General features: G+C 61.5%; 11 protein-coding genes and 1 pseudogene. 6 read left to right on the forward strand and 6 right to left on the reverse strand.

Annotation, left to right across the window (positions count from 1 at the left end; all coding sequences use genetic code 11):
• Positions 1-74: 74 nt before the first annotated feature.
• Complete coding sequence (locus tag NW857_RS10645) at positions 75-500, reverse strand: TerB family tellurite resistance protein (protein ID WP_414336125.1); 426 nt, start codon at positions 498-500, stop codon at positions 75-77.
• A gap of 171 nt (positions 501-671) precedes the next feature.
• Here NW857_RS10645 and NW857_RS10650 point away from each other — a divergent pair, with 171 nt between their 5' ends.
• Positions 672-1,799, forward strand: coding sequence for an iron-containing alcohol dehydrogenase family protein (locus NW857_RS10650; protein ID WP_414368902.1), 1,128 nt, complete (start codon positions 672-674; stop codon positions 1,797-1,799).
• A gap of 6 nt (positions 1,800-1,805) precedes the next feature.
• Here the strand turns inward: NW857_RS10650 and NW857_RS10655 are convergent, their stop codons facing one another.
• The 3 genes from NW857_RS10655 to NW857_RS10665 form a co-directional block, all read right to left on the reverse strand.
• On the reverse strand, positions 1,806-2,705 hold the full coding sequence (locus tag NW857_RS10655; RefSeq protein ID WP_414336121.1) for a DMT family transporter: 900 nt from the start codon (positions 2,703-2,705) through the stop codon (positions 1,806-1,808).
• Between the two features lie 298 nt (positions 2,706-3,003).
• Positions 3,004-4,122, reverse strand: coding sequence for a glycosyltransferase family 9 protein (locus NW857_RS10660; RefSeq protein ID WP_414368904.1), 1,119 nt, complete (start codon positions 4,120-4,122; stop codon positions 3,004-3,006).
• Between the two features lie 112 nt (positions 4,123-4,234).
• Positions 4,235-5,038 (reverse strand): hypothetical protein, encoded by an 804-nt coding sequence (locus tag NW857_RS10665; RefSeq protein WP_414368906.1) that lies wholly within the window; start codon positions 5,036-5,038, stop codon positions 4,235-4,237.
• Between the two features lie 131 nt (positions 5,039-5,169).
• Here NW857_RS10665 and NW857_RS10670 point away from each other — a divergent pair, with 131 nt between their 5' ends.
• Together NW857_RS10670 and NW857_RS10675 are read left to right on the forward strand one after the other, a co-directional pair.
• The gene (locus tag NW857_RS10670) at positions 5,170-5,310 is read left to right on the forward strand and encodes a hypothetical protein (protein WP_414338361.1); all 141 of its coding nucleotides are present in this window, start codon (positions 5,170-5,172) and stop codon (positions 5,308-5,310) included.
• A gap of 156 nt (positions 5,311-5,466) precedes the next feature.
• Positions 5,467-6,744: a DUF4912 domain-containing protein gene (locus NW857_RS10675; RefSeq protein WP_414336173.1), complete on the forward strand. Its 1,278-nt coding sequence runs from the start codon at positions 5,467-5,469 to the stop codon at positions 6,742-6,744.
• A gap of 199 nt (positions 6,745-6,943) precedes the next feature.
• Here the strand turns inward: NW857_RS10675 and NW857_RS10680 are convergent, their stop codons facing one another.
• Positions 6,944-7,975, reverse strand: a complete 1,032-nt coding sequence (locus NW857_RS10680) for an anthranilate phosphoribosyltransferase family protein (protein WP_414336078.1) — start codon at positions 7,973-7,975, stop codon at positions 6,944-6,946.
• Positions 7,976-8,004: 29 nt separating this feature from the next.
• Complete coding sequence (locus NW857_RS10685) at positions 8,005-8,970, reverse strand: LysR family transcriptional regulator (RefSeq protein ID WP_414336079.1); 966 nt, start codon at positions 8,968-8,970, stop codon at positions 8,005-8,007.
• 124 nt (positions 8,971-9,094) lie between these two features.
• Between NW857_RS10685 and NW857_RS10690 the strand changes: the two genes are divergently transcribed.
• From NW857_RS10690 to NW857_RS10700, 3 genes and pseudogenes are all read left to right on the forward strand, one after another.
• Positions 9,095-10,246, forward strand: a complete 1,152-nt coding sequence (locus NW857_RS10690; protein WP_414336081.1) for a serine hydrolase domain-containing protein — start codon at positions 9,095-9,097, stop codon at positions 10,244-10,246.
• A complete protein-coding gene (locus NW857_RS10695; RefSeq protein ID WP_414338368.1) occupies positions 10,243-10,569 on the forward strand; it encodes an XdhC family protein in 327 nt (108 codons plus the stop codon). Before NW857_RS10690 ends, NW857_RS10695 begins: the two co-directional genes overlap by 4 nt.
• A 64-nt stretch (positions 10,570-10,633) precedes the next feature.
• Positions 10,634-11,274 (forward strand): annotated as a pseudogene (locus tag NW857_RS10700) (RNA-guided endonuclease TnpB family protein); the annotation flags it as partial.

Consider the following 11,274-nt stretch of genomic DNA (forward strand, 5'->3'; position numbering starts at 1 on the left):
GGTGGGGAATTCCGCACCTTACGTTAATCAAACTTTTCCCTGCGCCGCTCCCCAGATGGTGTGGTCAAAATGTGTTAGGAAGCCTCTCCCCTCACAGCCTTGGCCACGCGGCGGAAAAATTGCCCCACACCCTTCACCAGATTGGGCGCCGATTCTGGACGAGGTGGGATCCCTGCCATGAGGGTGTGGTAGTCATCCAAGAGGGTGTGCTCTTCTGGAGAGACTGTGTCGTCAGCCATCATCAGGTTGCCAATTGCTCCCAAAAGTTGTAAGCGCTCGGTTTCACTGGCCTGAGCAAGATAATCGGCCATCCAGCGCTCGGTTTGTTCCATCGGGATGGGCTTTTGGATCAGTTCTCGCAGCTCGGTATCGTGCTCCAAACCATAGCGGCGCAGCAGGGATCCCAAGTAGGCCAGTTCCTGGGGTTCCAAATGCCCATCGGCCCAAGCGGAGCCGGCCACAATTTTGAGTATGAGCTGATGCTGGGTCGTCGGGTTCATGATCCCTTGTTGCTAAACGGCACCGTTGCCCTGCTGGGTGAGCGCCAGAGAAGGTTGACGCTAACTTAGCCCTAACTATAGCCCTGCGGCGAGCCAGACCTCTAGGATTTGCCGCTAAGATCATGTTCTGTATTCACAAACACTGAGCTGATTTCTCTCCCCTTTCTGGCAATGCTGAGCGCCTCTTCTTGCAAATGGGATCTGGCCATTCCGGCCCCAGGCCGGCTGTACCGCGGCAGCGGCATCCTCGAGGCCGTACCTCTGACGATCCTGGGATCCCGCGTGTTGGTGATCGGGGGGGAGCGATCGCTAGCTGTGGCTGAACTGCCCCTGAAGCGCAATCTGGAGCGGGATCCCGCCGTTCAGGTCTACTGGAGCACCTATGGCGTCGATTGCAGCGAATCGGAGCTGGCTCGTCTCCAGGCTCTGGCCACAGCAGAATCCGTAACCGGCATTTTGGGGGTGGGGGGCGGCAAGGCGTTGGATACGGCCAAGTTGGTGGCCCATCGGTTGGGGATCCCGGTGGCGACGGTGCCCACCTCTGCTGCCACCTGTGCCGCCTGGAGCGCCCTGTCCAACATCTACTCGGAGGCCGGAGCTTTTCAGCGGGATGTGGCCTTGGAGCAGGCACCTGCCGCTTTGATCCTGGACTATGACTTGATTCTGCAAGCGCCAGCACGCACCCTGGTGGCCGGGATCGGAGATGCCTTGGCCAAGTGGTACGAGTCTTCTGTGAGCAGCGGCAGTTCAGAAGATGCCCTGGTGATCGGCGCTGTGCAGCAGGCCCGCGTCTTACGGGATTTGCTCTTGCAAAAATCGGTGGCGGCCCTGCGGGAGCCAGGTGGGACTGCTTGGAGGCAGGTGGTGGACGCCTGCATTTGCCTAGCGGGGATCGTCGGCGGCATGGGAGGGGCCAAGTGTCGCACCGTGGCCGCCCATGCTGTCCACAACGGCCTTACCCATCTGTTGGGGCACCGGGCCACCCTGCACGGCGAGAAAGTGGCCTTTGGCATCTTGGCCCAGCTCCGCCTAGAGGAGATCCTGCAGGGAAGCCAGTTGGCGCTGGCCGCCCGCACCCAGCTGCTGGAGTTCTACCGCCAGGTGGGGCTGCCCCTCAACTTGCGGGATCTCCACCTGGATCACCTGGGATCCGCTGAGCTGCTGCAGGCTGCCCAAGTGGCCTGCCAGCCGGGATCCGATATTCACCATCTGCCCTTCCCCGTCAGCCCGGAAGCCCTGCTGGTGGCCCTCACCACCACCGACTTGACCAGCTCCAGTCCCGTTCTGCCGCGGCTCTAGGCTGGCCTAGAGATCTTCCCGCTTTCCAACTTTGCCAGTCCAGGCCGGGGTTTGGGCCCTCTGCAGCCGGGCTTCCCTGTAGGCCCCAGAGGTGGCGCCTGCCAAGACCAAGGCTCCGCCCATCCAAGTCCACCCATCCGGGATCTCGGCAAACACCCAGAACCCGATCAGGCTAGCCCAGAGGAGGCGGAAAAAATCAAGAGGCAGCAGCATGGTCACCTCGGCCAGCTTGTAGGCTTGGGTGAGGGCCACCTGGCCCAGGCTGCCCAGCAGCCCCATTGTCGCCATCCACAGCCACTGCTCCGGCGAAGGCCAGCTCCAAACCCAAACAGCAGCCAAGAAGGAAAGGGGAGTCTGCAACAGGCCCATGTAGGCGGTGATCGTGAGGCTGGACTCGGTGCGGGCGAGGATCTTGAGCACAATGGTTACCCAGGCAAAGAGGGCTGCCGCCGCCAAAGCTAGCCCTGTCCCTAAAGAGAGCTCCCGAAAGCCCGGCCTTAGCATCACCAAGGCCCCGGCAAACGCCAGGCCCAATCCCAGCCAGCGGGAGGGGCGCATCTGTTCGCCCAACACCCAGACCGCCATGAGGCTGGCAAACAAAAGCTGGACAAAGCTCAGCGCCGTTGCTTCCGCCAAAGGCAACAGGCTGGCTGCCCAGAAGGAAAGCAGCATCCCCAAGGTGCTGATTGCCGAGCGCAGGAGGTAGAAGCCCATCTTGGCGGTGCGCAGAGAGTGGATCCCTGCTCGCAAAAGCAGTGGCACCAGGGCAAGTAACCCAAATAGGTTGCGCAAGAACACAATTTCAAAAGGGTGCAGGGCGGGCGTGTTGAGCCGGATGATCGCCCCCAAACAGGCAAAGCAAAAGGTGGCCAGCAGCTTCAGGGCAACCCCTTGCCAGGCTCTCATTTGGCCCCACTCTGCAAACCGCCCCACTTGCGCGTTCTCAACGTTACAGCTCACACCCAAACGGTTTAGGCACAGAGTTTTCAGCCTCGAACTCTCAGCCTAAGCGGACTGTCAGGGATCCGACCTGCGCTCCTGGGCACTCTCTGCCACCCCCCTGGTCAGCAGGGAAAAAGACAGGGATCCCTGGGAGCTATGGCCATCTCGAATAGCCATGAACAACAGTTGTCCCCTCGCTCTGTAGCTCCCCTCTCCCAAAGGGAGAGGGGATGGGGGTGAGGGAAGAGATCGGCTGGAAGTCCTAGGTCTTCTTTAGAATCTCCTGCAGGTAGCCGATGACTGTTTCTGGCCGGAGGTGGGCCATGCAGGGGTGGCCCTCCACCAGGCAGGCTTCGTTTTTGAACTTGTTTTCCACGCAGACCCGGCATTTATAGGAAGTTTGGGTAACGTAAACGTGGGGCAGGCGAGGTGCCCACAGCCGCACCGGGCTAGCTCCATCGCCATCGGCATCGTTGCCAAACAGGGCAATGGTGGGGCAGCCCACGGCCGCCGCAATGTGCATCGGCCCCGCGTCCACGGAGATACAGACCCGCGCCCGCTTCAGGGCCCCGGCCAATTCGATCAAGCTGGTTTTGCCCCGCAGGTCGATCATCCCCGTTTGCGCCAGCAGCTCATCTTCGCCGCCGCCGTGGTAGAGGGATCGCTGCAGCTCCGGGGCACTGCCGATTAGCCCCACCTGCAGGCCCTGCCCCCGGCACCACTGGATCACCTGGCGCCAGTGCTCCAAGGGCCACATCTTGGCGCGGCGGGTGGTGGTGATGTGCACCAGGACTTCCGGCACGGGAAAATCGGGATCCCGGCTGGGCAGCTCCAGGCGGAAAAAATCTGTTTCCACATAAGCCAGGCGGCAGAAGATCTCGGCAATGTAGTTGCTGGTGAGAATATCTTTGTAGCGCTGCAAGAACTCCAGGCTGTTCCAGTCGTCGTCCTGGAGCATGCGCTGCACCGGGTCGGGGCCGGGATCCAGCTTGCGGCGAAAATCCAAGGTCAGGCCGGCCCCGGCAATGTACTGGGGTCGCAGGGCCGTCACCGCCACCAGGTTGAGCTCGCTGAACTCGTCGCAATTGATGGCCAGATCATAAGGCCCGGCCTGGGCCACACGATCCCGCACTGCTGCTGTTAGGGCCTCGAGGTAATCGGGGCGGCGGCTGTAGAGGGGGAAGCTGAAGTCGATATAGGGACAGTGAAGCTCAAAGTCGCGCGTAATCTCGCTGCCGAAAAAATCCAGCACACAGCCGGGGTATTTTTCCTTGAGGCCACGCAGGAGGGGGACGGTGACCACGAAGTTGCCCACCTTGCTGGAAGAAAATACCGCTAGATGAGGCCGTTCCCGCAGAGGTTGGTTGGCAAACCGTTGCATAGGGTTGGGATCCCCAGAAAAAGCCGTTTGCGTCGGCGGCGCGGAGCACGTTTGCTAGGCTAACATCCCCAGATCCCCTTCGAGGCCAGCGCCGGGATCCCTGGGCCAGACTTCAGGGCCGGCTGGCCTGGCTGCCATCCCAGATGACCACCACGGCAAAGCGATCCAGAAAGCCATTGCTGGCGTTCATCTGGCGCAGGTTGAAGGCGTCTTCGGCGGAGATCACCAGGTCGTAGCCTAGGGTGCGGGTGGCGCGGATGCGGTGGGGCCGTTCCCCAATGCGGTTGACCAGCGAGCGGGCCTGCTCTTCTGAGGTGGTATAGGCGGCAGTGCCCTCGCTGCCCACAAAGGCAGCATTGAGATCCTGGCCAAGGTTGAGGGGCGGGTAAACTGGGTTGCCGTCGGGATCCAAAAGGCGCATCGATTGGCTAGGGAGAAAATCCAGGCCGCGGGCATCCACGATCAGCCCTGTTACCTGCGGGGTTTGCCGCTGGGATCCTGCTTCGAGGCCAGCTCCCCCCCCTGGCCCCTGGCCTGTGCCCACCCCCGAGCCAGGGCTGGAGCCGCGCCCCCCGCCAGGCCCGATCACTTCTCCCTGTCCAGAACCCGAGCCACCGCCCCCGCTGCCGAACTGGCGCAACAAGTCCAAATCGAAAATCGGCCCTTCCAAGCTTGTGTTCTCGCTAGAAAACGCCGACTCTACTTCTACCTGGTCGGGAGTAACCGGGCGCCAGGGCGTTTCTTCCGGGAAGGGTTGTTTCTCAACCGCTGGGGCAGGGGATCCCCCTTGCAGGCGGTAAAGGGGAGGAAACAGGGTTTGTGCTTCGACAGCTTCCCCCGGCCAGACCAGGATCCCCAGCGCTGCCAAGATCGCTCGGATCCCTGCGCCTTGAGTTCTATCTTTCCACCACCTCATGCCCCCACCTCACGGCCTGAAAACCTGTGGTTTGCTCTGCAGCCGCCCACCCTTCCCCCATGCTACCCAGGCAGGGCCGGTTCGGTAGGGGATCCCGCGCAGTCCTCCCTTTGGCTGGAGAGCAGCGGTCGATGTTTTTCCCTCGTGGGGCGGGATCCCTGGCTCAAGATGGCTGGGAAAGCCAGGCGTTGATCCCCAGCGATCCCCAAGCTCTTGACCGCCAGGCAAAAATACGCAAACATGTGTTCATCATTCTTTGTGATCCCCGTTGATCCCGACCTGGAATCATCAGGGGTTGGAGAGTGCAAAGCAGGCCGTCACGCCAGTAGGTTCAAGGCTGTACTGAGCCACAAGCTGGGATCGGCCTTTGGGTTAGAAGCTGGAGCATTGCACAAAGCCTGAGTTGTCGAAGACAGGAGACCCTGACCATGCCACCAGAGCGGATCCCGTTGGAAGAAATGACCATCCGGCAGTTGCGAGAAGAAGCTGCCCGCTATCAGATCCCCAAGTACAGCCGTATGACCAAAGACCAGCTTATCGAGGCCATTCGAGAAGCCCAAGCCAAAACTGGCTGCCCCACCGATGCGATGCCGGAGCCCAGCGGGCAAGAGTCGGTTACCGGGACGAAGTATGTCGGCCAAGTAGCTAGCAAGCCGGATCTGGCCGATGTAGACAAGGGGCTGGGGGATCTGCCCGACGGCTATGGCGAAAGCCGCATTGTCCTGCTGCCGCGGGATCCCCAGTGGGCCTACGCCTATTGGGATGTGCCCAACGAAGCCAAGGAGAGCAAGCGCCGCGAGGGCGGCCAACAGTTGGCGCTGCGTCTGTACGATGTGACAGATATTGATTTCGACCGCCAACCGGCCCACAGCATGCAGGAGTACCCCTGCGACGAGCTGGCGCGGGAATGGTACTTGCCGATCCCGGTGAGCGACCGCTCCTATTTGGTGGAGATCGGCTACCGGACGGCAGATGGCCGCTGGCTGATGTTGGCCCGCTCGGCAGCGGTGATGGTGCCCCCGGTTTATCCTTCCGACTGGTTTGAAGAGCACTTCCTGACGGTGCCCTTCGACGTGGCACTGCAGGGCCGCACCCTCTACCAGCTCACCGAGCCCTACAAGCGCAGCGCCACCGGCATGGGCGTGGTGGCCTACAAAGGCGATGAGCCGCAGCGGGAGGCGACGGCGGATCCCTTCCTGGATATGGTGGGCGGCTTCGAGGCAATGCGGGTGGCGGGATCCCTGTTTGGCAGCCACCAAATGGGCAGCCGTCAACTGGTGCCGGAGCAGGCCATCAGCTCGTTCATTATCCCCTCGGGTGTGGGTATGATGGGGATGGCTATGGCCGAAGTGCCTGCTGCTCCCTGGATGGCTTCCGGATCGGGCCTGGGGCTGTTCTCCGGCGCTTCCGAAGTCCTGCCGCGGCGCTCCCGCAAGTTCTGGCTGGTGGCTGATGCCGAGCTGATCGTCTACGGGGCCACGGAGCCGGATGCCACCGTCACCATCGCCGGGCGCAAGATCCAGCTCAACCCCGATGGCACCTTCCGTTTCCACATGGCTTTCCCCGATGGCAACATCGACTTCCCCATCTTTGCTGTGGCTGCCGACGGCGAGCAAAATCGGGAGATCCACATGACCTTCGACCGCCGCACCCTCTCCCGCCGCACCAACACCAAGGAGGAGGCCATCGAGGAGTTGTTGCCCTAGAGGATCCAACTTTTCGTTGCTTGCCCCCTGGAGCTGGCCGGGGGCTTTTTGTTGCCGAGTGAGAGTTATTTAACCGGTGATGCAACCCAACTCCCCTCTCCCTCAGGGAGAGGGGCTGGGGGTGAGGGGATCCCTCAGGGAGAGGGGCTGGGGGTGCCTCAATCCAGTTTGTGAACTTATGAAACAAGGGATCCCGGCCCTAGGAGCGGTCGATCAACTGGGCCAGTTGTTTCAGCTTCTTCATCACCTGTCCAGAGCAAAGCAGGTCTTGCGCCTGTTGGATCCCTTCCTGCAAAGAGGGAGAATGGCCGAGGAGCCACAGATAGCTGCCCCCATTCCAGAGAACGGCTGGGGTGAGTTGACAAGGATCGCCGCTGAGCACCTGCTGCATCTGCTGCTGCAGCTCTTTTTCGCCGGCAAGAGGGATCTCTGGGCCTGCCAAGTGGCAATCGCGAGCCTTCAGGAGCAGCCGTTGCCCGCCCTGGTTCAGGATAGCTGCTCGTTCTCGCGGCAGGTCGCAACTGCCTTCCAAACCCTTGACGGTGGTAAATTGCCCGATCTCCCGCAGGGCAAACAGCTCCAGCAGCGTGGCCTCGGTGGGCGGGTGCACATAGCCCGCCACCAGGTGAAAGGGGCCTTGGTAGGGCGCCCAGACCAGCTCCAAGGTGGCCAAGGGGGGGCGTTTGCCGATTTGATCCCGGTAGTCCATCAGGGCCTGGGCTTGGGGAAAACAGGTGGGCAAATACAAAAATCCCAACCCGGTTTGTTCCAGCAGTTGCCCCACCTGCCCCAGGGATAGCCCCCGCCAATCGACCCCCAAGAGGCGCCAGACGACCTCCAAAGGTAGACCATACTTGGTGGGACAAAAGCCGGAGCCATGCAGCAAAACGGCTGCCCCTGCCGCGGCCAACAGCAAAGCCACCAGCACCCCCAGCGGCGCAGTCCGCGAGCGGCCATCGTAGGGATGGCCAAAGATAATCAAAGGATGGGGCAAATCCCGTTGGGGCAGAAGAGGGCCGTATTCTGCGTAGGCATCCAACATACCGGCCAGCTCTTCGGCGGTGGGGCGCTTGATGCGGTGGGCAATTAAAAAAGCTCCGATCTGGGCGGGAGTGGCTTCCCCCCGCAAGAGCATGCGAGCAGCGCTGGCCGCTTCGGCTCGGCTGAGATCTTGGTGAGTATGGGTGCCGCTGCCGATTTTTTTCAACAGCTCGCGAAACTCTTGGCTCATAGCATCGGCGATCAGGAGGGCTGGGCTACTCAGGATACTGACAACAACCTGGCAGATGGCTGAGGGATGTGGGGATCTGTGCCGGAAGCGGGCTCAACCTCGGGCTGCCTGATGAGCTGGGCGGCCAACTGCAAAAACCGGCGAATGGGCGGAATCTGGTAGCGATCGCTGGTGGTGACCATCACCACCTGCCGCCTCAACAGGGGAGGCTCGGTGGGCCGCACCTGCAACTCCGGATCGGCGCAGCAGTCCACCAGGGCCGACTCCGGCAGGAGAGCGATCAACTGCCCCTGTCGCACCACTCCCCGAAAGGCATCTAGGGTGTTCAGTTCCAGGGCTGCTTTGAGAGGGAGCCCCTGCCGGGCCAGATGGGATCCCACCAAGGAGCGCATGGCGTAGCCATCCTTGAAGACAGCCTGAGGATACTCGGCCAGCGCCTTCCAGGGGATCTGCTCGTAGCGGCTGAGGGGATGGGTGGAGGGCATCAACACCTGAATCGGCTCGGAATACAGCGGCTCCACCACCAGTTCTGCCCCCCGCGTCATCAGGGGATTGTCCATGACCAGGGCCACATCCACCAGCCCATCCCTGAGCACCTTCAAGGCGCGGTCGCTGCCCAGAGCCGTGACCCGCAACTGCACCTCTGGGTGCTCTTGACAAAACTGTTGCAGCACGGGCGGCAGTTGATGGGCAATCAGGGAATGGATCCCAGCAATGCAGAGTTCGGTCTGCTGGCCCTGCAGCCATTCTCGAAGGCTCTCCTGAGCCCGCTGCCATTCCTGACAGATGCGACGGGCATGGGGCAAAAGCCGTTCTCCCGCCACAGTTGGGGCCACCGGGTTTTTGCGATGCAACAGCGGGGCGCCCACGGCCTCTTCCAGAGCCTGGATCTGGCGACTGATGGCCGATTGGGTCAGACCCCTGAGGCGAGCAGCGGCCAAAAAGCTGCCCGTCTCCACCACGTTCAAAAAGGCTTGCAACAACTCCAGCCGCATTCGGGATCCCTTGGGCAATGTAACCAGCCACGGTGGCATCCTAGCCAGGGAAACGGTAGGCTTTTGTAAACGCCGTTACCAGTTGTTGGCTTGAGGATCCCCAAGCCAGGGGGAGACGAAGCAGATGAGTTGGGATCCGGCCTTGCTGACGGAGCTGCTCAACTCCGCCGTCCCGCGCCTTTTCCCCGCTGCCCAGGTGGCCATTCGCCACCGGGGAAAGTGTATTTACTCAAGGGCGGCAGGCTATCTTGACCCTGAGACCCGGTGCCAACCGACAACCTTGGCCATCTGTTTTGACCTGGCCTCCCTGACCAAGCTCTACACCGCCACCGCCTGCATGGTCTTGGTGGAAGCTGGAGCGTTGCAGTTGGATCAGCCGGTCAGTCTCCTGTTGCCGGAGTTTCAGGGATCCCGCCCCATTGCCCCCTATGAGGATCCTCTGCAGCCGGGGAAATGGATTGCTGTGGAACCGGAAATCGAAGGCGAGCTGATCCCGGCAGGGCAGGTGACGGTGCGGCAGTTGCTGGCCCACACCGCCGGCTTGCCCGCCTGGCGACCCCTTTTTCGACAGCCCGACGCCGCATCGGCCCGGCACATGGCCCTGCACACTTTTTTTTCCTACAAGCCGGGATCCCGTGTGGTCTACAGCGATCTGGGATTGATCTTGCTGGGCCTGGCTTTGGAACGTCTGAGCGGGGCCAGCCTGGATCAGATCTTGCACGCCCAGGTCTTGCGGCCTCTGAGCCTGAGCCAAACCCGGTTTTGTCCGGGGGATCCCTTCCATCCACCCCTTGCCTCTGTCCCTTGCGCGCCCACCGAGCTGTGCCCCTGGAGAAGGCGCCGTTTGCAGGGGCAGGTTCACGACGAAAATGCCGCCCGCCTGGGCGGGATCGCCGGCCATGCCGGGCTGTTCGCTACGGCAGAGGAGGTGGCCGCCTTCGGAGAGAGTTTTTTGACGGGATCCCTACTGCAGCCGCAGACGGTGCGGGAAATGACCCGCGAGCAGTTGCCTCAGCCAAATGCTCCGCAGCGCGGTCGCGAACGTCGAGGCTTGGGGTTTGCCTTACGCTCTGCGGATCCCTTGGCCAGCAGCTACCCGTTCAGCCCCGGCGCCTTCGGCCACACCGGCTTCACCGGAACCTCCCTGTGGATCGATCCAGAGCGAGAACTGGTGGTGGCCCTGCTCACCAACGCCGTCTATCACGGTCGGCAGGAGAACGGGTTCCAGGCTTTTCGGGTTGCCTTCCATCAGGCCATTCTGAGAGGACTGGCTTGATCTTCGATCTTTGTATCGCCTATCTGGCTGGCTTTCGCATTTGGGTTCAGGACGACCGCCCGGACTGGGTAACCCCTCAGCGCTTTCCCGATGCCGAGCGGCTGTACCCACAGCCCTTTGCCCAGCTTATCCCCGATCTGCAGAGGATCCCGCAGCTCTACATTGCTCTTCTCACCCGCAGCTACAACCTCGATGGCCAAACCCTACGGGCCATTTATCACTCCGGCCCCCATTACTTGGGGATGATCGGTAGCCGCAAGCAGGTGCAAGCCGTCCTGCAAACTCTGGCCCAGGAAGGGATCCCCAAGACCGCCTTCAGCTAGAAACCGCAGGAGCCCCGCCGTGGGGTCAGGGTCGGGAGAAATGCGGACGACGTATGATTGCAACATGACCCAAGTTTTAACCATCTCCTGCAAGCTCAAGGTATCTGCTTCGCAAGCCGTGAAGCTAGAGGCAACCTTATCGGCTTTTGCACAAGCACTCAACTGGGTCAACCAAAACACACCAGAGAAGGTGGTCAACCCAGTCAAGCTTCAATCGCTCTGCTACCGCGCAATTCGTACCCGCTTTGGGCTATCCAGCAACCTGGCACAACAGGTGTGCAGAAGGTTGGCCGCTGCCCGCAAGGTTGCCCAGCAAAAGAATCGTCCGGTCAAAGCGTTCAAGTCTGGCTTTGTGGCCTACGATGCCCGCATCTTCTCTTTCCGGGAGAGGGACTGGACGGTGTCGCTGACCACCGTTGAGGGACGCGAACGCTTTGAGCTGGATATAGGTAACTACCAGCGCGGCATGCTTGCGGGTTCTCATCCCAAAGCGGCCACGCTCATCAAGCGCAAAGATGGTTCCTACTTCATCCAGATTGGCGTGGAGCAGGACCCACCGGAGCCACGAGACACCACCGAGGCGATTGGTGTGGACTTGGGTAGGAGAGATATTGCCCATACTTCTGAGGGAGACCACTGGAATGGACAGCAGTTGAACCAGGTCAGAGACCACTACTCCCGGTTGAGAGCGGCTCTGCAACGCAA

Origin of the sequence: Synechococcus sp. H55.9, from assembly GCF_047462355.1 — a bacterium.
In the GTDB taxonomy this organism is placed as follows: domain Bacteria; phylum Cyanobacteriota; class Cyanobacteriia; order Thermostichales; family Thermostichaceae; genus Thermostichus.